The sequence below is a fragment of the Variovorax sp. EL159 genome, from assembly GCF_900100965.1.
Classification (GTDB): Bacteria; Pseudomonadota; Gammaproteobacteria; order Burkholderiales; family Burkholderiaceae_C; genus Variovorax.
The window spans coordinates 58605-79100 of the sequence record NZ_FMUJ01000009.1 but is presented as its reverse complement, the minus strand read 5'-3'; the positions used below and the strand labels follow the sequence as shown (position 1 = coordinate 79100).

At 63.9% G+C, this 20496-nt stretch carries 21 protein-coding genes and 1 tRNA gene; 8 read left to right on the top strand and 14 right to left on the bottom strand.

Annotated features, from left to right (window positions below; all coding sequences use genetic code 11):
* Positions 1–531: 531 nt before the first annotated feature.
* The 10 genes from BLQ28_RS29350 to BLQ28_RS29305 form a co-directional block, all read right to left on the bottom strand.
* Positions 532–608, bottom strand: a tRNA-Pro gene (locus BLQ28_RS29350).
* 26 nt (positions 609–634) lie between these two features.
* Positions 635–1069, bottom strand: a complete 435-nt coding sequence (locus BLQ28_RS29345; RefSeq protein WP_093246857.1) for a MerR family transcriptional regulator — start codon at positions 1067–1069, stop codon at positions 635–637.
* An 85-nt stretch (positions 1070–1154) separates the two neighbouring features.
* Positions 1155–1526 carry an integration host factor subunit alpha gene (locus BLQ28_RS29340; RefSeq protein WP_093246983.1) on the bottom strand — a complete coding sequence of 124 codons (372 nt, stop codon included), beginning with the start codon at positions 1524–1526 and terminating at the stop codon, positions 1155–1157.
* A 2-nt stretch (positions 1527–1528) separates the two neighbouring features.
* Positions 1529–3970, bottom strand: coding sequence for a phenylalanine--tRNA ligase subunit beta (pheT, locus tag BLQ28_RS29335; RefSeq protein ID WP_093246856.1), 2442 nt, complete (start codon positions 3968–3970; stop codon positions 1529–1531).
* A 58-nt stretch (positions 3971–4028) separates the two neighbouring features.
* Complete coding sequence (gene pheS, locus BLQ28_RS29330) at positions 4029–5105, bottom strand: phenylalanine--tRNA ligase subunit alpha (RefSeq protein ID WP_093246855.1); 1077 nt, start codon at positions 5103–5105, stop codon at positions 4029–4031.
* Positions 5106–5217: 112 nt separating this feature from the next.
* The gene (gene rplT / locus BLQ28_RS29325) at positions 5218–5577 is read right to left on the bottom strand and encodes a 50S ribosomal protein L20 (protein ID WP_012747009.1); all 360 of its coding nucleotides are present in this window, start codon (positions 5575–5577) and stop codon (positions 5218–5220) included.
* 24 nt (positions 5578–5601) lie between these two features.
* The gene (gene rpmI / locus BLQ28_RS29320; RefSeq protein WP_007832497.1) at positions 5602–5805 is read right to left on the bottom strand and encodes a 50S ribosomal protein L35; all 204 of its coding nucleotides are present in this window, start codon (positions 5803–5805) and stop codon (positions 5602–5604) included.
* Between the two features lie 163 nt (positions 5806–5968).
* Positions 5969–6589 carry a translation initiation factor IF-3 gene (infC, locus tag BLQ28_RS29315; RefSeq protein WP_093246854.1) on the bottom strand — a complete coding sequence of 207 codons (621 nt, stop codon included), beginning with the start codon at positions 6587–6589 and terminating at the stop codon, positions 5969–5971.
* A 101-nt stretch (positions 6590–6690) separates the two neighbouring features.
* Positions 6691–8598 carry a threonine--tRNA ligase gene (thrS, locus tag BLQ28_RS29310; RefSeq protein ID WP_093246853.1) on the bottom strand — a complete coding sequence of 636 codons (1908 nt, stop codon included), beginning with the start codon at positions 8596–8598 and terminating at the stop codon, positions 6691–6693.
* Between the two features lie 217 nt (positions 8599–8815).
* Complete coding sequence (locus BLQ28_RS29305) at positions 8816–9127, bottom strand: putative quinol monooxygenase (protein ID WP_093246852.1); 312 nt, start codon at positions 9125–9127, stop codon at positions 8816–8818.
* A 119-nt stretch (positions 9128–9246) separates the two neighbouring features.
* Between BLQ28_RS29305 and BLQ28_RS29300 the strand changes: the two genes are divergently transcribed.
* Positions 9247–10206, top strand: coding sequence for a GlxA family transcriptional regulator (locus BLQ28_RS29300; protein WP_093246851.1), 960 nt, complete (start codon positions 9247–9249; stop codon positions 10204–10206).
* A gap of 98 nt (positions 10207–10304) precedes the next feature.
* Here BLQ28_RS29300 and aceA read toward each other — a convergent pair whose 3' ends face one another.
* Together aceA and BLQ28_RS29290 are read right to left on the bottom strand one after the other, a co-directional pair.
* Positions 10305–11636 carry an isocitrate lyase gene (gene aceA, locus BLQ28_RS29295; RefSeq protein ID WP_093246982.1) on the bottom strand — a complete coding sequence of 444 codons (1332 nt, stop codon included), beginning with the start codon at positions 11634–11636 and terminating at the stop codon, positions 10305–10307.
* Positions 11637–11877: 241 nt separating this feature from the next.
* Positions 11878–12258, bottom strand: a complete 381-nt coding sequence (locus tag BLQ28_RS29290) for a gamma-glutamylcyclotransferase family protein (protein ID WP_093246850.1) — start codon at positions 12256–12258, stop codon at positions 11878–11880.
* A 41-nt stretch (positions 12259–12299) separates the two neighbouring features.
* Between BLQ28_RS29290 and BLQ28_RS29285 the strand changes: the two genes are divergently transcribed.
* Complete coding sequence (locus BLQ28_RS29285) at positions 12300–13223, top strand: DMT family transporter (RefSeq protein WP_093246849.1); 924 nt, start codon at positions 12300–12302, stop codon at positions 13221–13223.
* Positions 13224–13378: 155 nt separating this feature from the next.
* Entirely contained in the window at positions 13379–13825 is a 447-nt protein-coding gene (locus tag BLQ28_RS29280) for an SWIB/MDM2 domain-containing protein (protein ID WP_093246848.1), read from the top strand.
* Between the two features lie 40 nt (positions 13826–13865).
* On the opposite strand, the gene BLQ28_RS29275 is transcribed toward BLQ28_RS29280, so the two are convergent.
* Complete coding sequence (locus BLQ28_RS29275; protein ID WP_093246847.1) at positions 13866–14645, bottom strand: AraC family transcriptional regulator; 780 nt, start codon at positions 14643–14645, stop codon at positions 13866–13868.
* A 121-nt stretch (positions 14646–14766) separates the two neighbouring features.
* On the opposite strand from BLQ28_RS29275, the gene BLQ28_RS29270 reads away from it, so the two are divergent.
* Positions 14767–15060 (top strand): hypothetical protein, encoded by a 294-nt coding sequence (locus tag BLQ28_RS29270; RefSeq protein WP_093246846.1) that lies wholly within the window; start codon positions 14767–14769, stop codon positions 15058–15060.
* On the opposite strand, the gene BLQ28_RS29265 is transcribed toward BLQ28_RS29270, so the two are convergent.
* Complete coding sequence (locus tag BLQ28_RS29265; protein ID WP_093246845.1) at positions 15026–16750, bottom strand: thiamine pyrophosphate-binding protein; 1725 nt, start codon at positions 16748–16750, stop codon at positions 15026–15028. The two genes, BLQ28_RS29270 and BLQ28_RS29265, sit on opposite strands and share 35 nt — an antisense overlap.
* A gap of 94 nt (positions 16751–16844) precedes the next feature.
* Between BLQ28_RS29265 and BLQ28_RS29260 the strand changes: the two genes are divergently transcribed.
* The 4 genes from BLQ28_RS29260 to BLQ28_RS29245 all read left to right on the top strand — a co-directional run bounded on the left by BLQ28_RS29260 (position 16845) and on the right by BLQ28_RS29245 (position 20484).
* Positions 16845–17501 (top strand): TetR/AcrR family transcriptional regulator, encoded by a 657-nt coding sequence (locus BLQ28_RS29260; RefSeq protein WP_093246844.1) that lies wholly within the window; start codon positions 16845–16847, stop codon positions 17499–17501.
* A gap of 142 nt (positions 17502–17643) precedes the next feature.
* On the top strand, positions 17644–18639 hold the full coding sequence (locus tag BLQ28_RS29255; protein ID WP_093246843.1) for a tripartite tricarboxylate transporter substrate binding protein: 996 nt from the start codon (positions 17644–17646) through the stop codon (positions 18637–18639).
* Between the two features lie 31 nt (positions 18640–18670).
* Positions 18671–19444: an ABC transporter permease gene (locus BLQ28_RS29250; RefSeq protein ID WP_093246842.1), complete on the top strand. Its 774-nt coding sequence runs from the start codon at positions 18671–18673 to the stop codon at positions 19442–19444.
* 38 nt (positions 19445–19482) lie between these two features.
* On the top strand, positions 19483–20484 hold the full coding sequence (locus BLQ28_RS29245; protein ID WP_093246841.1) for an ABC transporter substrate-binding protein: 1002 nt from the start codon (positions 19483–19485) through the stop codon (positions 20482–20484).
* The last annotated feature ends 12 nt before the right edge of the window (positions 20485–20496 follow it).

Below are 20496 nucleotides of genomic sequence, written 5' to 3'. Positions count from 1 at the left end.
CGGCAACGCCGTGAGCCCCGGGCCAAAGCGGCCACTTACCAGTTGCAAGACAGGATGGAGATCGGACGGGTGCTCACATGGCGTGCTTCGACCTTGATGAAGGTCTCGACTCTCTCGCTCGCCGGAAGCGCGCTCTCACCAACGAATGGACGCGAAACTACAAGCCGCCGTACGCAAGCGAGCGTTCAAGACACTCCGGGGCACTGTGGGGAAGAAGCTGTGCCTGGCGGCGCGAGAAAGCACATTTCGCGGTATGAGCGCAGAGGCCGCGTCGGATTCGGATTCCGACGTAGCTGCCCAGGAACTGCTTCACCACGAGGGCGTGAAGATCACGAAGAGGGTTTATCGCCGGAAGATACCGACCTCGACGCCGCTGCCATCGGCCATTGGTGGGCGGAGATGAGCGCCCCACGTACTGAAAGCCTACCGGCCGCAGAAGGCGCGTTTGGAACAGGGCGCCCGCATTTGGAACGCGCAAAGAAAAACGGGCTAGAGCTTGTGGCCCTAACCCGTTGTTCTATCTACTGATTTTGGTCGGTGTGAAAGGATTCGAACCTTCGACCCCTTGCACCCCATGCAAGTGCGCTACCAGGCTGCGCCACACACCGAAGCTCTCGATTATAGCGGGCGAAATTCAGCGTCCGACGGTCAGAAGCTCACGAATTTCAAAGAGTTCGCGCCGAAGGTGCAGCAATTGCGACAGGTCGGCCGTATTTGGAGGCGTCTGCTCGGGGCTGTCCTGCACTGCGGCGTCGAATTCTTCCTGGCCGATCTCGATCGCTTCCATGCCTTCGAGCGGCACTTCGCCGGCCTTGCGGCGATCGCGCTCGCCTTGAACGAGCTCCTGCAGTTTGTTTCTTGCACCGCTGATCGTGAAGCCCTGGTCGTAGAGCAGATCGCGGATGCGGCGGATCATCAGCACCTCGTGGTGCTGGTAGTAGCGACGGTTGCCGCGCCGCTTCATCGGGCGCAGTTGCGTGAACTCCTGCTCCCAGTAGCGCAGCACGTGCGGCTTGACGCCACAAAGTTCGCCGACCTCACCGATGGTGAAGTAGCGTTTGACAGGTATCGGCGGGAGCGTTTTTTCCCTTTAAATCAAGACGGTGCGCGGGAAAGCTCAGAGATTACTCTACGCAGCCGCGCAGCACCAAGCACTATTCGGCGCCCAGGCTCCACTCGACTTCGGAAGAGCTTCCTTGGTCGATGCTTCCGTGAATCTGTTCCTTGAGTTTCGCGCTCGCATGGAAGGTCGCGACACGGCGCTCGCCAATCGGAATGGCTTCGCCGGTGCGCGGATTGCGGCCCGGCCGAGGCGCCTTCACGCGGATCTGGAAGTTGCCGAAGCCCGAAATCTTGACGTCGGTGCCCTCGATGAGGCTGCTGGCCACGAGTTCGAAGAAGGCCTCGACCATGTCCTTCGACTCGCGCTTGTTCAGCCCGATCTGCTCGAACAGCAGGTCTGCCAGATGCGCCTTGGTGAGCGCTGGCGTTTCGAGGGCTTCGAGCGTGAATTCGGCAGCGTTCATCTTCATCCTCTCAAGCGGCCGCCCAGCTTGGCGCCCAATTGTTCGACGATTGCACGGACAGCAGGCTCGACCTGTTCATCGGTCAAGGTCGCGCTGTCGTCCTGGAAGCTCAGGCGAACCGCCATGCTCTTCTCACTCTGTGCCAGGGCACCGGGCGCAGCCACGGCACCGTCGCGCAGCGGCTGCGGACGGTAGATGTCGAACAGCGTCGCATCGCGCAGCAGTCCTTGTGCGGCCGAGGCGGCACGGATGGTCTGCATCAGTGCATCGTGCGAGACGGACTCGGCCACGACGACCGCGATGTCGCGCTCGACCGCCTGGTGCTTGGGCACAGGCTCAGCCACGGGCACAGGGCGCGCCGTGACCGCATCGAGGTCAAGTTCGAACAACACTGGCGCATGGGTGAAGTCCCACTTCTGGCGCCAGCGCGGATGCAGTTCACCAACGAAGCCGATGGCCTTGCCGTCGACCAGCACGCGTGCCGAACGGCCCGGGTGCAGCGCAGGATGCTCGGCCACCTCGAAGCTCGGCACCACCGGGGCGAGCAAGGCTTCCACATCGCCCTTCACGTCATAGAAATCGACGCGCTGCGCCTTGCCATCCCAGCGCGACTCGTCGGCGTCACCCCAGGCAAGCCCCGCCACGCGCATCGGCTGGTTGACACCGCGCACGGTGCTGTCGGTGGTTGCAACGCTGTCGTCGCGCATGAACACGCGACCGAGTTCGAACACGCGCACACGAGGTGCCTTGCGGTCGAGGTTGAACTTGAGCACCTGCAGCAGCGAACCGAGCAGCGACGAACGCATCACGCTCATCTGGCTGGCGATGGGGTTCAGCAGCTTGACGGGGTTCGCATTACCGGCGAGGTCTTGCTCCCAGTGCGCCTCCACGAAGCTGAAGTTGATCGTCTCCTGGTAGCCAAGCGCCGCGACGCTGCGGCGCACCGCGAAGCGGCTGCGTTGCGCTTCCGGCCGCACGCGTGCCGTGATGGGCGCGAGCGGCGCGGTGGTCGGCAGGTTGTTGAAGCCGATCAGGCGTGCAACTTCTTCGATCAGGTCTTCTTCGATCAGCAGATCGAATCGGTGCGGCGGCGGCGCGACTGTCAAGGTGCCATCGCCTTCGGTGATGGCGAACCCGAGGCGATGCAGCGCATCGGCGCATTGCGCCTGCGTCAGCGGCATGCCGATCACGCGAGCGGCACGCGCCACGCGCAGCGTGACGGGCTGCGCTTCGGGCACACGCAGCTTCTGGTCGTCCATGGCACCGGCCTGGCCACCGCAGATTTCGACGATCAGCTGCGTGATGCGCTCGATGATCTGCACCGTGCGGCTCGGGTCCACGCCACGCTCGTAGCGGTGACCCGCATCGGTCGAGAAATTGAAACGGCGCGAACGGCCCTGCACGGCCTCGGGCCACCAGAACGCAGCCTCGACGTAGATGTTGCGCGTGTCGTCGGACACCGAGGTCGCATCGCCACCCATGATGCCGGCGAGCGATTCGACTTCACGGTCGTCGGCGATCACGCCGACCTTCTCGTCGACGGTGATCGTCGTGCCGTTTAGCAACTTGAGCTGCTCGCCCGCCTTGCCCCAGCGCACCGTGAGGCCACCGTGGATCTTGTCGAGGTCGAAGATGTGGCTGGGCTGGCCGTACTCGAACATCACATAGTTCGAGATGTCGACCAGCGGCGTCACGCTGCGCTGGCCGCAACGCGCGAGGCGCTCGACCATCCAGGCCGGCGTGGCGACCTTGGTGTTCACGCCACGCACGATGCGGCCGGAAAAGCGACCGCAGAGTTCAGGCGCTTCGACCTTGACGGGCAGCACGTCGGTGAACGCCGTCGCAACCGGTGCGATCGCAGGCGTCTTGAGCGGCGCACCGGTAAGGGCTGCCAGTTCGCGTGCGACGCCATAGACACTAAGGCCGTGCGCCAGATTGGGCGTGAGCTTGAGCGTGAGCAGCGCATCGTCGAGCTTGAGTACATCACGCACGTCGGCACCGATGGGCGCATCGGCGTCGAGTTCGAGCAGGCCGCCATGGTCTTCGCTCAGGTGCAGCTCGCGTGCCGAGCACAGCATGCCCTGGCTCTCGACGCCACGCAGCTTGCCGAGCTTGATGAGGAAAGGTTTTCCGTCTTCACCCGGCGGCAGTTCGGCGCCGACCAGCGCGCACGGCACCTTGATGCCCACACGTGCATTGGGCGCACCGCACACGATATTGAGCAGGGCACCCTGCCCTGCATCGACCTGGCACACGCGCAGGCGATCGGCATTCGGGTGTTGAACAGCTTCCTTGACTTCACCGACCACGATGCGCGTGAAAGGCGGCGCCACCGGTCGGCGCTCTTCGACTTCGAAACCACCCATGGTGAGCGTTTCGGCCAGTGCGGCGCTGTCGAGGGGCGGGTTGCAGAACTCGCGCAGCCAGGATTCCGGGAATTGCATCTCTTCGATCTCGATCTGTTTTTTCTGGTGTGGAAAGGCGTGTCAGTGCGTCAGTGCATCACTGGAACTGCGAGAGAAAACGCAGGTCGCCGTCGAAGAAGAGGCGCAGGTCGTTCACGCCATAGCGCAGCATCGTGAGCCGATCGGGGCCCATGCCGAAAGCGAAACCGATGTAGCGCTCGGGGTCGAGCCCCATGTTGCGCACGACGTTCGGATGCACCTGGCCCGAACCCGACACCTCGAGCCAACGGCCGGCCAGCGGGCCGCTCGCGAACTGGATGTCGATTTCGGCGCTCGGCTCGGTGAACGGAAAAAAGCTCGGGCGAAAGCGCAGCACGAGGTCGTCGCGCTCGAAGAAGGTGCGACAGAAGTCGGTGAAGACGACCTTCAGGTCCTTGAAGCTCACGTTCTCGCCAAGCCACAGGCCTTCACACTGGTGGAACATGGGCGAGTGGGTGGCGTCGCTGTCGACGCGGTAGGTGCGGCCGGGTGCGATCACGCGGATCTCGGGCGCCTTGACGGTGCCGGTGGTGTCGGCTGCAGCAGCGGCGAACTCGGCCGCGTACTTCTTGATGTGCTGATGCGCATAGCGCACCTGCATCGGGCTGGTGTGCGGACGCAGGTTGTAGGGAATGCCGTCGTCGCCGTTCATGTCGACGTAGAAGGTGTCCTGCATCGAACGCGCAGGATGGTTCGGCGGGTTGTTGAGCGACGTGAAGCTGTGCCAGTCGCTCTCGATCTCGGGGCCGTCGGCCACGTCGAAGCCCATGCTCGAGAAGATTTCCTCGATGCGCTCCAGCGTGCGGCTCACGGGGTGCAGGCCGCCAGGAATGCGGCGGCGCCCGGGCAGGCTCACGTCCAACGCTTCGGCGCGCAGTTGCTGGGAAAGCTCTTCGTCCGCGAGTTGCTGGCGGCGCTCGGTCAAAGCGGCCTCGATGGCCTGCTTGCCCACGTTGATCGCGGCGCCGCGGGACTTCTTCTCTTCGACACTCAGCGCGGCCATGCCCTTCATCAGCTCGGTGATGCGGCCCGACTTGCCGAGGAACTGTGCCTTGGCGTTCTCGAGTTCGGCGGGCGTCTTCGCTTCGGCGAAGGCAGCGCGTGCGGTGGCTACCAGGGAGTCCAACTCGTTCATAGCAACAAAAATCTTCGAGGGAAATAAAAAAGAGCTGGAGCCTTTTCAAGCGCCAGCCCTTGAGCCGTGGGCGCAGGAAGCCGCCCGAAGACGGCACTCCTGCTGTGCAGAATCAAGCAGCCAGCTTGGCCTTGACCTGCTCCACGATGCCGGCAAAAGCGGCCTTGTCGTGCACGGCGATGTCCGCCAGCATCTTGCGGTCGATCTCGATACCGGCCTTGCGGATGCCGTTGGCGAACTGGCTGTAGGTCAGGCCCAGTTCACGCGAGGCGGCGTTGATACGCGCGATCCACAGCTGACGGAACACGCGCTTCTTGGTACGGCGGTCACGGTAGGCGTATTGGCCTGCCTTCATCACCGCCTGTTTGGCGATGCGGAAGACATTGCCGCGGCGACCGCGGAAACCCTTGGCGAGTGCGAGAACTTTCTTGTGGCGGGCGCGAGCCGTTACACCACGTTTGACGCGAGGCATGTGTGTACTCCTTGTTCGTCTGAGTTAAATGCCACGGCCGGGCAGCATGGCGGCGACAGAAACCATGTTGGTTTCATGCACTGCGACTGCACCACGCAGGTGACGCTTGTTCTTGGTGGTCTTCTTCGTCAAGATGTGACGCTTGAAGGCTTGACCGCGCTTGACGGTGCCACCGGGACGAACGCGGAAACGTTTTTTCGCGCTGCTCTTGGTCTTCATTTTGGGCATGTGAATGCTCCTTTAGTTTGTGCTCGTGAGGCGCCGTGAAAACTCCACGGACTTGTTGGCCCCGAGACACTTCTTTATCCCGCCCCTGCCTGCGCTTCTTTCAAAGCACTGGCAAAGGCGAAATCTCTTCGAACCCCTGCTACTGCAACCTTCGGCTTGCGCCTCAGGCCGTTGCGGGCGACGCTGCCGGAGCAGCTTCCGCCGCCGGCTTCGGTGCACCGCCGCCCGGCTTCTTGCGACCCGGAGCGATCATCATGATCATCTGCCGACCTTCGAGCTTCGGGAACTGCTCGACCATGATCAGGTCACCCAGTTCGTCGCGAATGCGCTGCAGCAAAGCCAACCCGAGCTCCTGGTGCGTGATCTCGCGGCCGCGAAAGCGCAGCGTGATCTTGCATTTGTCGCCGTCTTCAAGAAAGCGCTTGATGTTGCGCATCTTGATGTTGTAGTCGCCATCGTCGGTACCGGGCCGGAACTTGATTTCCTTGACCTCGATGACCTTCTGCTTCGACTTCGCCTCGGCCGCCTTCTTCTGCTCGTGGTACTTGAACTTGCCGTACTCGATCAGGCGACAAACCGGTGGGTTGGCCGCCGCGACGACCTCCACCAGATCCACATCGGCCTCGCCAGCAAGGCGCAAGGCCTCAGAGAGGCTCATAACACCCATTGGCTCGTTTTCCGGGCCTACAAGGCGGACTTCCGGGGCCATGATTTCCCGGTTCAGGCGGTGTTGGCGTTCCTCGCGGTGGCGGCGGTCGCGAAATGCAGTAGCGATGGTCAGAATCCTTCAAAATTTGCTACAAAATCTGTAGCGAACGCCGGTCAGTCCTCGCGGACAAGCGGCACGATTTGGCAGGGAAACATATGAGGTGTTTCAGAGACAAATCAACGCTTGTCAGCAACATCCTGGACGAGCCGTTGCACGAACGATTCGAGGGACATTGCACCGAGGTCTTGATTGCCCCGGGCGCGCACTGCGACGGCACCTGCTTCCTTCTCTTTGTCGCCTACGACAACGATATAAGGGAGCTTTTGCAACGAATGCTTCCGTATTTTATACGTAATCTTTTCGTTGTGCAGGTCAAGCTGAACCCTAAGCCCTTGATTTTGCAGCGTTTTCGCAACTTGCGCGGCGTAATCGGCCTGTCCTTCGCTGATATTGAGCACCGCCACCTGCACCGGAGCGAGCCATGCGGGCATGGCGCCAGAGTGGTGTTCGATCAGCATGCCGATGAAGCGCTCCAGGCTGCCCACGATGGCGCGATGCAGCATGACGGGGTGCGCGCGGCCGCTCGATTCCGTCACGTACTCGCCCCCCAGGCGCTCCGCCGTGTTGAAGTCGACCTGCATCGTGCCGCACTGCCATTGGCGCCCGATGGCGTCGCGCAGCGTGTACTCGATCTTGGGGCCATAGAAGGCACCGTCGCCGGGCGAGATGATGAAATCGACGCCTGAACGCCGCAGCGACTCCATCACGGCGTGCTCGGCCTTGTCCCACAGCTCGTCGGAGCCCACACGGTTCTCGGGCCGCGTCGCGACCTTGTAGAGGATGTCCGTGAAGCCGAAGTCGGCATAGACCTTCTGCAGCTGCGCCGTGTAGGCAATGCATTCGTCCAGGATCTGGTCTTCCGTGCAGAAGATGTGGCCGTCGTCCTGCGTGAAGCCGCGCACGCGCATGATCCCGTGCAGCGCGCCACTGGGCTCGTTGCGGTGGCACTGGCCGAACTCGCCGTAGCGCAGCGGCAGGTCGCGGTAGCTGCGCAGGTCGCTCTTGAAGATCAGCACATGGCCCGGGCAGTTCATCGGCTTGAGCGCGTACTCGCGCTTCTCCGACTCCGTCGTGAACATGTTGTCGCGGTAGTTCTGCCAGTGGCCCGTCTTCTCCCACAGGCTCTTGTCGAGGATCTGCGGGCCCTTCACTTCCCAGTAGCCCGTGTCGCGGTAGATGCCTCGCATGTACTGCTCGACCTGCTGCCAGATCGCCCAGCCCTTGGGATGCCAGAACACCACGCCCGGCGCCACTTCGTCGATGTGGAACAGGTCGAGTTCCTTGCCCAGCTTGCGGTGGTCGCGCTTTTCGGCCTCCTCGATACGCTGGATGTACTGGTCGAGCTGCTTCTTGTCGGCCCAGGCCGTGCCGTAGATGCGCTGCAGTTGCTCGTTCTTGGCATCGCCACGCCAGTAGGCCCCGGCCAGCTTCGTGAGCTTGAAAACCTTCAGGAAACGCGTGTTAGGCACGTGCGGGCCGCGGCACATGTCGACGTATTCCTGGTGGTAGTACAGGCCCATGGCCTGCTCGTCGGGCATGTCCTCGACGAGGCGCAGCTTGTAGTCTTCCCCGCGCGACTTGAAGACCTCGATGACCTCGGCGCGCGGCGTCATCTTCTTCACGACGTCGTAGTCCTGCGCGATCAGCTCGCGCATGCGCGCTTCGATCGCTGCCATGTCCTCGGGCGTGAAGGGCCGCTCGTACGCGATGTCGTAGTAGAAGCCTTCGTCGATCACGGGTCCGATCACCATCTTCGCCGTCGGATAGAGCTGCTTCACCGCATGGCCGACCAGGTGAGCCGTCGAGTGGCGAATGATCTCCAGGCCCTCGTCGTCCTTGGGCGTGATGATCTGGAGCTTCGCGTCGTGGTCGATGACGTCGCTGGCATCGACGAGCCGGCCATCGACCTTGCCGGCCACCGTCATCTTGGCGAGTCCGGGGCCGATGGACTGGGCGACCTGAGCCACCGAAACCGGGCCAGGGAACTCGCGGCGCGAGTTGTCGGGGAGCGTGATCTGAATCATGTGAAAACCTCGGAAGAGAAAAACAAAAAAGCGCGGTGATCGACCGCGCTTTGCTTGGTTTGAGAGCTGGCGAAAACCAGCGTGCGCGGGCTACCGGCCTTTTCCTTCGAAGAAGAAAAAGCCGCTGAATCCTTGCGGTGTAGTTCGCGGTGTCATAACCAAGGTGCCTTTCTCGCTCTTGTTGAGTGCAGAGGCACAGATTCTAGCTTCTGCCTGCTCAAGCCGTCGCCGCGACGTTCTTGAGACCCAGCACCTCGATGGGCTGGATCGAGGGCGGGCTGGCGAACAGCTCGGGCGCCTTCGCCATCAAGGCCTGTGCAATCGGGCCCGCAAGGTGCGCCTGGCGCCCTGCCTCGTCTTCGAAAGCATCGAAGACGCCGAAGGTGGTCGGCGACAGGCGCAGCGCAAACCAGATCGGCGTGGTCTTCTCGTCGCGCGCCATGGCCAGGCCGGCTTCGAGGAATTGCTGGACTTCGCCTTCCTTGCCTGGCTTGGCTTCGAGGCGGGCGAACAGTGCGAACTTGATCATGAGTGGTCTCCTGGGTGTGGACAACGGCGCGCGAGATTGCGCGGCGCTGGCATGAACTCTAGGCAGCCGCCTCCAATGGAGCTATTGGCATTTTTGACATCTTTGATATTGTTATTGCCATGAAACTCGACGTACTCGCACTCGATGGCGTGTTCGACACCGGCCTGTCCACGGTGCTCGACGTCTTCACCACCGCCAACGAACTCGCGGCCATGCTGCAACTCGACGTACCGCCGTTCCAGGCCACGGTGGTGGGCGTTCGCAAGCGGGTACGAACGGCGCAGGGCCTCGCCGTTCCGATTGCACGCGCAGTGGGAACCGCGCCCGCGGATTGGCTGGTCGTTCCCGCTCTGGGCTGCAAGATGCCCGAGACACTGGAACCCGCCCTCTCGCGCGCAGATGTGCGCGACGCCTGCACCGCCCTGCGGGCAAGCAGCGAAAGCGCCCGCCTGGCAGCGGCCTGCATCGGCACCTTCGTGCTCGCGGAAGCCGGCCTGCTCGATCACCACAAGGCCACCACCACCTGGTGGCTGGCCACGATGTTTCGCCAGCGCTATCCGGCGGTGCAGCTCGAAGACTCCCGCATGCTGGTCAGCTCGGGCCACCGCGTGACCGCGGGCGCGGCGCTGAGCCACGTCGACATGGCGCTCTGGCTGGTGCGTCAGGTGAGCCCCGAGTTGGCCACGCTGGTCGCGCGCTACCTCATCGTCGACTCGCGCCCTTCGCAGTCGGCCTATGTCATTTCCGATCACCTGTCGCATTCCGACCCGTTGGTCGAGCGCTTCGAGCGCTGGGCACGCGGCCGCCTGGCCGACGGCTTTTCACTCGACGAAGCCGCGCTGGCGGCAGGAGCCAGCAAGCGCACATTGGCCCGGCGCATGCAGCAGGTGCTCGGAAAGAGCCCGCTCTCGTACGTGCAGGATCTGCGCGTCGAACGCGCCGTGCACCTGCTAAAGACCAGCGACAAGAGCCTCGAACAGATCGCGGGCATGGTGGGCTACGCCGACGGCGTCACTTTGCGCACCCTGCTGCGCCAACGCCTTGGGCGCGGCGTGCGCGAGATGCGGCTCGAGGCCTGAAATGCTCTCCGGCTCCAGCGAGCGCCCATAAAAAAGCCCGGCGCATGGCCGGGCTGAAGGTGACAGCGAAATATCTGTCGACTATGCGTCCGTGAAGATCAGTGGAACTGTTCTTCTTCGGTCGAACCCGACAGCGCCTTCACGCTGGACGAGCCGCCCTGGATCACGGTCGTCACGTCGTCGAAGTAACCCGCGCCCACTTCCTGCTGGTGCGACACGAAGGTGTAGCCCTTGTCGCGTGCGGCGAACTCGGGTTCTTGCACCATGTTCACGTAGTGCTTCATGCCTTCGCCACGTGCATAGGCGTGGGCGAACTGGAAGGTGTTGAACCAGTTGACGTGGATACCGGCCAGCGTGATGAACTGGTACTTGTAGCCCAGGGCCGACAGGTCTTCCTGGAACGAGGCGATCTGCTTGTCGTCGAGGTTCTTCTTCCAGTTGAAGGAAGGCGAGCAGTTGTACGACAGCAGCTTGCCCGGGCAGGCGGCGTGCACGGCTTGCGCGAATTCGCGGGCGAAGCCGATGTCCGGCACACCGGTTTCGCACCACACCAGGTCGGCGTAGGGCGCGTAGGCCACGCCGCGGCTGATGGCTTGCTCCAGGCCGTTCTTGACGCGGTAGAAGCCTTCCTGCGTGCGCTCGCCGGTCAGGAACGGCTTGTCGTTGGCGTCGTGGTCGGACGTGATCAGGTTGGCCGCTTCCGCATCGGTGCGGGCCAGCACGATGGTCGACACGCCCATCACGTCGGCAGCGAAACGCGCCGAGATCAGCTTCTCGCAGGCTTCCTGCGTCGGCACGAGCACCTTGCCACCCATGTGGCCGCACTTCTTCACGGCAGCCAATTGGTCTTCGAAGTGCACGCCGGCAGCGCCCGAGGCGATCATGTTCTTCATCAGCTCGAAAGCGTTCAGCACGCCGCCGAAGCCGGCTTCCGCGTCGGCAACGATCGGCAGGAAGTAGTCGATGAACTCCTTGTCGCCCGGGTTGATGCCACGGCCCCACTGGATTTCGTCGGCACGGCGGAAGGTGTTGTTGATGCGACGGACCATCGTCGGCACCGAGTCGTAGGCGTACAGCGACTGGTCGGGGTACATGGTTTCAGACGTGTTGCCGTCGGCGGCGACTTGCCAGCCCGACAAGTACACGGCTTCCAGGCCTGCCTTGGCCTGCTGCATGGCCTGACCGGCGGAGATCGCGCCGAAGGCGTTCACGTAGCCCTTCTTGGCGCCACCGTTGATCTTGCTCCAGAGCTTCTCGGCGCCGCGCTTGGCCAGCGTGTGCTCGATGGGGAACGAACCGCGCAGGCGCACGACATCGGCTGCGCTGTAGCCGCGCTTGACGCCCTTCCAGCGCGGATCGGTCGCCCATTCCTTTTCGAGGGCGGCAATCTGTTGTTCGCGGCTCAGTTGTTCTGTGAGGGTCTGGGGCATGGTCACTCCGTGAGGTTGATTGAAGGTTGGGCGCTGCGGCCGTGGAGTTACTGTAATTCGATTGCAGACTCTTATGTCTTATAGAAGACATATTTTTCGATCAACAAAATCAACGGGTTACGCGTATATTTCTCAATGCAAAATTATTTTTCTCGTATCGAGAAAAAATATTGCGGCGCAGCAGCCGCTAATTTCGCAATACGCAATCACTCTTTCGGTGATGAAAACCGAGGCCCTTCACTCAAACCGCATGCGCGATCCAGTCGCCGGCGTCGATCACCCGGCAGCCCGCGATCCGCGTCGGATGGATCTCGTAGACAAGGCAATCGATCCACTGCGCACCAAGCGCCACACGCACATGGCGCTTGATGTATTCCCCGGAGTCGTCGTCGGCCACCTCTTCCAGCTGATCGAGCGCGGCCTCGACCTCGGGCTCGATGCGATAGATCTCGCCCTTCACCCACCCCGCCCCACCGAGCACGACGCCCGGATACGCGCCCAGGTCGTACAGCGTGCCGGCGATGCGCGCCTTGCCGACAAACACCGGCGCGGGCCGATAGCGGGCGATGTCGTTGCGCCCGTGGCGACGCAGCGTGCCGTAAACAAAAACGTGGGGCATCATCGAATGCGCTTCCTCTTTCGCAACAACAGAACTTCAGTCTATTGAACTCCGCTGCCCCCGCATCCGGTCGCCTCGTGGCCTATGGCTGCCTGGCCTTGAGCATGTCGCTCGTTGGCGGCTACGTCGCCCTCTCCAAGCCGCTGGTGGCTGCCTTTCCGGTGCTGCTGCTGGCGTGGCTGCGCTTCGGCATCGCGGCACTCGCCATGCCGCACTGGCTGAAGCCCGCGCCCGACGAGCCCCCGATGACGGGGCACACGCGCTGGCTGGTGTTCCTCGAATCCTTCCTCGGCAACTTCCTGTTTTCGATCTGCATGCTGTTCGGCGTGAGCCTCACGAGCGCGGTGTCGGCGGGCGTGATCATGGCGTCGATCCCCGCGTGCGTGGCCGTCGCAAGCTGGCTCTTCCTGCGCGAGCGCATCACCGTTCGCATCGGCATGGCCATCGCCTGCGCGGCACTGGGCATCGGGTTGCTCGCGCTCTCGCCCGCGCACGCATCCGCATCGCCCGGCGCAATGAAGTCATCGATACCCTGGCTCGGCAACCTGCTGGTGTTCTGCGCGGTGCTCTGCGAGACCGCCTATGCGGTGATCGGCAAGTCGCTCACGGGCCGGCTCGGGCCCAAGCGCATCGCGTCGCTCATCAACCTCTGGGGCTTCGTGCTCTCGATGCCCTTCGGCATCTGGTTCGCCTTGCAGTTCGACTTCACCGCGGTGCGCTTCGGCACGTGGGCACTGCTCGTGGCCTACGCACTCGCCGCAAGCATCTGGACAGTGTGGCTCTGGATGACCGGACTGCGCCATGTACCGGCTGCCCAAGCGGGTGTTTTCGCTGTGCTGCTGCCTGTGAGCGCGGCCCTTGTCGGTGTGCTTGTGCTGGGCGAAAACCTCTCTTCGCCACAGCTGCTTGCGTTCGTCATCGCACTCGTGGGCGTGGTGCTGGCGACATGGCCCGGCCGCCGAACGTGAAAAACAAGGCTTCTCCCCTCTGAAAAAACAACAGCTCCCAATGAAAAAAGCGCTTTTTCCCTTGGAAACGCGTTTTTTCTCATTTAGCATCCGCATTGCCACTGGAGACGCAAGTTTTTCATTGGTGAGTGTTCAACCAAAAAAGGAAATCAACCATGGCAACTGCAAAGAAGGCTCCGGCCAAGAAAGCTCCGGCAAAGAAGGCTGCGGCTCCCGCAAAGAAGGCAGCTCCTGCGAAGAAGGCTGCACCGGCCAAGAAGGCTGCTGCTCCTGCAAAGAAGGCTGCACCGGCGAAGAAGGCTGCTCCTGCAAAGAAGGCCGCTCCCGCAAAGAAGGCTGCTCCCGCCAAGAAGCGCACGCCCAACGCCGCGTTCATGAAGGCCCTGACCCCCAGCCCGGCACTGGCCGCTGTGGTCGGCTCGACGCCGCTGCCGCGTACCGCTGTCGTGAGCAAGCTGTGGGACTACATCAAGAAGAACAACCTGCAAGACAAGGCCAACAAGCGCAACATCAACGCCGACGCCAAGCTGAAGGAAATCTTCGGCAAGGCCCAGGTTTCGATGTTCGAACTGGCCGCGCTGATTGGCAAGCACGTCAAGTAAGCGCTCGGGAGCCTCGCGCTCCTGAATCAAAAAGCCGGCTTCATGCCGGCTTTTTTTTCGCCTGCGGCAAGGCCATTCCTTCGTCGAAGAAGCGTGCCGGCGTGCAGCCGAAGTGCTTGCGGAAGGCCTCGATGAAGGCGCTCACCGAGCTGTAGCCGACCGTCAACGCCACGGCCGTGACCGACTCCCCAAGGCTCAGCAGTTCCACCGCCTTCAGCAAGCGCGCCTGCTGGCGCCATTGCGCAAAGCTCAGGCCGGTCTCGATGGCGAAGCGGCGCGTGAGCGTCCTGCGTGCCATGCCGATGCGGTCGGCCCACTGGTCGATGGTGTCGGGCGATGCCGGGTCATTGGCCAGCGCCGAGGCCACTCCCATAAGCCGCTTGTCCTGCGGCATCGGCAGGTGCAGCGACGGCCTCGCACTCGCCGCAAGCTCGTCGAGCAGCACGCCGACAAGCCGTGCGCGACGCGCCTCACAAGCCATCGACGATGCTTCGAGCGAGGTCAGCCGATCGACCAGCCCCTGCATCAGCGGCGTCGTCGCAAACACGTGCGGTTCGGCCGGCAGGGCCTGCGCCATGGCCGGGTCGATGTGCAGGCTCCAGCCTGCTGTAGCACCAAAGCTGTGCGCCGCATGCGCGCAGCGCGGCGCGATCCAGCCGATCCAGCCCGGTGGTTGCACCCAACGCCCCGCCGGCGTCTCGATCACCTGCAGGCCTTCGCGCAGTGCGAACAACTGGCCGTCTTCGTGCGCGTGATAGCCCGTGACCCGTGGCGCCTCATAGGCGTTGATCCAGAGCTTGACCGGCGCTTCAGCAGCCATGCGCCCTGCCCTCCGGCGACGTGGCCCGCGCGCGGTATCGATTGGCCTCGCGCCGCAAGCCCCGGATCGCCCTGCTGCCTAGCATCGAGTCCATCTTCACAACGCCTTCAAAGGAACGCTCATGCAAGCTCAGGATGTATTGCCCGACGGGCAGGATTTCGTCGCCAGGAACGGCCTCACGCTGCGCAAGGGATCGGTGGGTGCCTTCCTCGCCAACGCACAGCTGCTGCAAGACCCGCTCGCCACGCCCGAAGCGCGGCAGGCCGCCGAGCGCGATCTGATCGCGCTGCTGCCCGCCCTCGAAGCGCTCGGCCTGTTCGATGTGTTCGAGCTGCGCTCGCCTGCCTTGCGCGACGAGGTGGCCCGTCATCGCGCAGCGCTCAGCCCTGCGCCTGCTGCTTCGCCGCGCGCGTGATCGACGCCAGCGTGCCGCGCGTGGTGATCACCTCGGGGTCGAGCGGAATCTCGATCAGCGTGCCGGTGTCGGCGGCCAGCGCGCGCAGAAGCGCGGCCTCGAACTGCGCCGTTTCGGTCACCCGCTCGGCCGCGTAGCCATAGGCACGCGCGAGCCCGCAGAAATCGGGGTTGCGCAGCGCGGTGCCGCTGGTGCGTTCGGGGTATTCGCGTTCCTGGTGCATGCGGATGGTGCCGAACATGCCATTGTTCAGCAGCACGATGATGCTCTTGCCACCGTGCTGCGACGCCGTCGCCAGCTCCTGCCCCGTCATCAGAAAATCGCCGTCGCCAGCGATGGTGAAGGCCACGCGCCCCGTCGCGAGGTTGGCCGCGATGCCCGCGGGCACCCCATAGCCCATCGCCCCGCTGGTCGGTGCCAGCTGCGTCTTGTGCCCCTTCGTCAGCCCGTGGTAGCGGAAGTAGCGATGCACCCAGCTCGCGAAGTTGCCGGCACCGTTGGCGATGGCCGCGTCGGGCGGCAGGTGCTTCTGCAGCAGCGCGACCACGGCTGCCATGTCGACCGCCCCGCGCGGCGTTTCCGCCGGCATGCCGGCAAGCGGCTGCGGCACGCAGTTGGCCTCGTAGTCCGCATGCGCCTGCTCGGTCCACTCTTCCCACGGCAGCACGGGCGGCGCGCTCAACACTTCGAGGCTGCGTGCGGCGGCGCTCATGCCGGCATTGATCGCCAGGTCGGCCTGGTAGACGCGGTTCAGTTCCTCGGCGCTTGCGTGGATGTGCACCAGCGTCTGCTTCGCCTTGGGGGCTTCGAGCAGCGTGTAGCCGCCGGTCGTCATCTCGCCCAGGCGCGGCCCGATGGCAAGGATCAGGTCTGCATCCTTCACGCGCTGCGCAAGCTTCGGGTTGATCGCGATGCCGACATCGCCCGCGTACTGCGGATGGTGGTTGTCGAAGGTGTCCTGATAGCGGAAGGCGTTGGTGACAGGCAGGCGCCAGTTCTCGGCAAAGCGCTGCAGCGCCTGCGCGGCCTGCGTCGTCCAGCCGCCACCGCCTGCAATCACCAGCGGGCGCTGCGATTTCAGCAGCAGTTCGCGCAAGGTACGCAATGCGCCGGGGTCGCTCCAGGGCTGCACCGGCTCGACGCGCGGCAACGGCCGCGCCGTGGTTTCGGTACGCAGCATGTCTTCGGGCAGCACCAGCACCACCGGCCCCGGCCGACCGTTCATCGCCGTGGCGAAGGCGCGCGCGACGTACTCCGGAATGCGGCTGGCATCGTCGATGCGCTCCACCCGCTTGGCAAAGCCCTTGGTGCTCGGGCCGAAGAAGCTGCCGTAGTCGACTTCCTGGAAGGCCTCGCGGTCGCGGAAGTCGCTGCCGACATCGCCCACGAACAGCACCATCGGCGTCGAATCCTGAAAGGCGTTGTGCACGCCGATCGATGCATTGGTCGCACCCGGCCCACGCGTCACGAAGCACACGCCCGGCCGCCCGGTGATCTTGCCGTGCGCCTCGGCCATGAAGGCCGCGCCGCCCTCCTGCCGGTTGACGATGAAACGCGCGCGATCGCGGTACGCATGAAAGCCGTCGAGCACTGCCAGGAAGCTCTCGCCCGGCACGCCGAACGCGATCTCCATGCCCTGCGCGACGAGGCACTCGACGATCAGGTGGCCCGCGGGTTGTGATGTACTCATGTGAAGTCGAACCTCAGCTGCAAATGTCTCTGGCAATTATCCGCGCCCACCTTCCACGCCTTGCGTTAATTCCCCAATTGGTTACATTCGCGCCATGAAGGCCCCGAAAGACTCCGCCACCGAAACGCTCGAACCGCGCTCGCGCGATGCCGACCGTTCGCAGCTCGCCATCCTCGCGTCGGCGCGCGACGAGTTCTCGGCCCGCGGGCTGGCCGGTGCGCGCATGGACAGCATCGCCGAGCGCGCGGGCCTGAACAAGCGCCTCATCTACTACTACTTCGGCAGCAAGGACGACCTGTTCCTGGCGGTGCTCGAGCGTACCTACGCCGACATCCGCGAAGCCGAGCAGCGGCTGCATCTCGACGAGATCGACCCGGTCGAGGCGATCCGCCAGCTGGTCTCGTTCACCTGGCACTACTACCTGGAGCACCCCGAGTTCATCACGCTGCTCAACAGCGAAAACCTGCACTGCGCCGCGCACCTCAAGCGCTCCGACCGCATCCAGGAAATGAACTCGCCGCTGGTGCAACTGCTCGACACCGTGCTGGAGCGCGGCAAGAAAGACAACCTCTTTCGCGCGGGCGTCGACCCGGTGCAGCTGTACATCTCCATCGCGTCGCTCTGCTACTTCTACCTCTCGAACAACCACACGCTCTCGGCCATCTTCGGCCGCGACCTGCGTGCGCCCAAGGCGATGGCGCAACGCCTCTCGCACATGACCGACCTGGTCCTGGGCTACGTGCTTCACTGAGCCGACAGGCTTCTTTACCACCCTCGGGTATCCACTAGGCAGCAGCGGTTGACGCTGCGGCGCGAGCCTTTCTAAAATCTTTAATTCACTTATTGGTGAATTGATCGACCCAAGAAGGCGGCCCGACCGCGCGGAGACAACCTTGAAGCAACTTGCACGCACCACCGCTGTCAGCGCGCTTTCGGCGCTGGCCTGCCTGGCCGCCCTGCTGCCGGGCCAGGCTTTCGCGCAGAACAACGGCTACCCCACCAAGCCGATCCGCGTGATCGTTCCGTTCGCGGCGGGCAGCACCACGGACATCATTGCCCGCGCCATCACCGACAAGATGGGCGCCAGCATGGGCCAGGCACTGGTGATCGACAACCGCGGCGGCGCCAGCGGCACCATTGGCCAGCAGGCGGTGGCCACGGCCGCGCCCGACGGCTACACGATCATGATTCACTCGTCTTCGCACACGGTGAGCCCGTCCACCTTCGCCAGGCTGCCGTTCGACACGGCGCGCGACTTCGCCGGCGTCACGCCCATCTCGTCGTTGCCCAACGCGCTGGTGATCTCGCCCTCGAAGAACATCAAGACGCTGCCGCAGTTGCTGGCCGCGGCCCGCGCCAAGCCGGGCAGCATGAACTTCGCGTCGGCCGGCCAGGGCAGCGCCACGCACCTGAACGCCGAGAAGTTCAAGATGGCCGCGAAGATCGACGCGACCAACATCCCCTTCAAGGGGTCGGGCGAGGCCGTGACCGAGGTGCTCTCGGGCCGCGTCGACTACTACTTCTCGCCCATCGCCCCGGTCATCGGCCAGATCAAGGAAGGCCAGTTGCTCGCGCTGGCCGTCGGCTCGCCCCGGCGCGCCGACGCCCTGCCCGACGTGCCCACCACCACCGAGGCCGGCGTGCCCGGCTCCGAATTCAACTTCTGGATCGGAATGATGGCGCCCGCCAAGACGCCGCGCGACGTGGTCGATCGACTGCACGCCGAGGTGACCAAGGCCCTGGCCACGCCCGAGGTGAAAGAGCGCTTTCTCAAGCTCGGCGCCGACGCCTGGACGCTCAAGCCCGCGCAGTTCGATGCCTACATCAAGGACGAGATCGCCAGCAACGCCGAACTCGTGAAGGCCGCCGGCCTTTCGGTCCAACAGTAAATCAGCCCCAAAGAAAGTCCCGGCCCCCGCCATGCTCCGCAAGCTCCTGCTCTCCCCGGCCCTGCGCCCTTTCATCCTGATCCTGTTGCTGCTGGTGCTCTGGGACCTGACGATCCGCCTCTTCAAGATTCCGGCCTACCTGATCCCAACGCCCTGGGACGTCGTGAAGCAGCTGGTGGCCGAATGGCCGCACCTGCTCGCCGAAAGCTGGAAGACCACGCTCGCCACGCTCGGCGGCTTCGGCCTGACCATCCTCATCGGCATTCCGATCGCGATGGTCATCGCCTACTCGCGCGTCGTCGAGTCGTACGTGTACCCGCTGCTGGTGTTCTCGCAGAGCATCCCCAAGGTGGCGATCGCGCCGCTGTTCGTGGTGTGGTTCGGCTTCGGCATCTTTCCGAAGGTGATCAGCGCCTTCCTGCTGGGCTTCTTCCCGGTGGTGGTGTCGACCGTGATGGGCTTCAAGTCGGTCGAGCCCGACATGCTCGACCTGTCGCGCTCGATGGGTGCCAGCCGCCTGCAGACCTTCTTCAAGATCAGCCTGCCGCAGGCGCTGCCGCAGATCTTCAGCGGCCTGAAGGTGTCGGTCACGCTCGCGGTGGTGGGCGCGGTGGTCGGTGAGTTCGTCGGCTCCAACTCGGGCATCGGCTACGTGCTGCAGGTGGCCAACGGCAACTTCGACCTGCCCCTGATGTTCGCTGCGCTGGTCGTGCTGTCGAGCATCGGCGTCATTCTTTTCGTCGCGGTCGACCTGATCGAGCGCGTGATGATTCCGTGGCACGCCTCGCAGCGCCACGCGCACTGAGTTCCCTCGCAAATCCAACAAATCCTGGAGACAAGACCATGAAGAAACTGCTTCCCTCGCTGCTCGCCGCCGCGGCGCTTGCCACCTTTGCCATCGCCCCCGCGCACGCACAGGGCGACAAGCCGAAGGACAAGGTCACGCTGATGCTCAACTGGTACCTGTACAGCGAGCACGCGCCCTTCTTCCTGGGCAAGGAGAAGGGCTTCTATGCCGACGAAGGCATCGACCTCGACATCCAGGAGGGCCGTGGCTCTGCCGTCACCGCGCAGGCCGTGGCGGCCAAGTCGGCCACCTTCGGCTACATCGACGTGACGACCATGATCAAGGCCGCCGCCAAGGGTGCGCCGCTGAAGTCGACCGGCGTGCTGTTCCAGGTGAGCCCGATGTCGGTCATGGGCTTCACCGAGAAGAACATCAAGACTCCGAAGGACATCATCGGCAAGACCGTGGCCGTGACGCCCGGCGATTCGATGTCGCAGATGTGGCCGCTGTTCCTCAAGGTCAACAACATCAAGCCCGACCAGGTGAAGATCGTCTCGGGCGACGGCCAGACCAAGCTCAATGCCGTGACCAACGGCCAGGCCGACCTGCTGCTGGGCTACGTGATGGACCAGGCCATCAAGCTGCAGGACGCCACCGGCAAGCCCGTGACGCCGATCCGCTTTGCCGACTCGGGCGTGAACCAGATCAGCTCCGGGATCATCACCAACAAGAACCTGCTGACCGAGAACCCCGACCTCGTGAAGCGCTTCATGCGCGCCTCGACCAAGGCCGCCGAAGCGGCCGAAAAGAGCCCCGAGGCCGCCGTCGACGCGATGCTCAAGGCCAACGCCAAGGCCGGCGTGCGCGACACGCTCATCGTCGGCATGAAGCAGAGCGTGGCGCTCTATCACACGAAGGAAACGGCCAACCAGCGCCCCTTCCGCGTGACCATGAAGAACGTCAGCGACTCGCTCGATCTGCTGGTGCAGTACGGCGGCATGGACGCGTCCACGCGCGGCAAGCCCGAAGACTACGTGACGCTCGACTTCCTGCCCTGACCGCCCGCCGCT

Coding starts and splice junctions, on each gene's coding strand:
- BLQ28_RS29270 (WP_093246846.1), top strand. CDS start 14,767: ATGCAAGCTCAGGATGTATTGCCCGACGGGCAGGATTTCGTCGCCAGG.
- aceA (WP_093246982.1), bottom strand. CDS start 11,636: ATGCCCCAGACCCTCACAGAACAACTGAGCCGCGAACAACAGATTGCC.
- BLQ28_RS29245 (WP_093246841.1), top strand. CDS start 19,483: ATGAAGAAACTGCTTCCCTCGCTGCTCGCCGCCGCGGCGCTTGCCACC.
- BLQ28_RS29250 (WP_093246842.1), top strand. CDS start 18,671: ATGCTCCGCAAGCTCCTGCTCTCCCCGGCCCTGCGCCCTTTCATCCTG.
- BLQ28_RS29340 (WP_093246983.1), bottom strand. CDS start 1,526: ATGAACGCTGCCGAATTCACGCTCGAAGCCCTCGAAACGCCAGCGCTC.
- BLQ28_RS29290 (WP_093246850.1), bottom strand. CDS start 12,258: ATGATGCCCCACGTTTTTGTTTACGGCACGCTGCGTCGCCACGGGCGC.
- pheT (WP_093246856.1), bottom strand. CDS start 3,970: ATGCAATTCCCGGAATCCTGGCTGCGCGAGTTCTGCAACCCGCCCCTC.
- rplT (WP_012747009.1), bottom strand. CDS start 5,577: ATGCCTCGCGTCAAACGTGGTGTAACGGCTCGCGCCCGCCACAAGAAA.
- BLQ28_RS29300 (WP_093246851.1), top strand. CDS start 9,247: ATGAAACTCGACGTACTCGCACTCGATGGCGTGTTCGACACCGGCCTG.
- BLQ28_RS29260 (WP_093246844.1), top strand. CDS start 16,845: ATGAAGGCCCCGAAAGACTCCGCCACCGAAACGCTCGAACCGCGCTCG.
- BLQ28_RS29305 (WP_093246852.1), bottom strand. CDS start 9,127: ATGATCAAGTTCGCACTGTTCGCCCGCCTCGAAGCCAAGCCAGGCAAG.
- BLQ28_RS29265 (WP_093246845.1), bottom strand. CDS start 16,750: ATGAGTACATCACAACCCGCGGGCCACCTGATCGTCGAGTGCCTCGTC.
- thrS (WP_093246853.1), bottom strand. CDS start 8,598: ATGATTCAGATCACGCTCCCCGACAACTCGCGCCGCGAGTTCCCTGGC.
- pheS (WP_093246855.1), bottom strand. CDS start 5,105: ATGAACGAGTTGGACTCCCTGGTAGCCACCGCACGCGCTGCCTTCGCC.
- BLQ28_RS29280 (WP_093246848.1), top strand. CDS start 13,379: ATGGCAACTGCAAAGAAGGCTCCGGCCAAGAAAGCTCCGGCAAAGAAG.
- BLQ28_RS29275 (WP_093246847.1), bottom strand. CDS start 14,645: ATGGCTGCTGAAGCGCCGGTCAAGCTCTGGATCAACGCCTATGAGGCG.
- rpmI (WP_007832497.1), bottom strand. CDS start 5,805: ATGCCCAAAATGAAGACCAAGAGCAGCGCGAAAAAACGTTTCCGCGTT.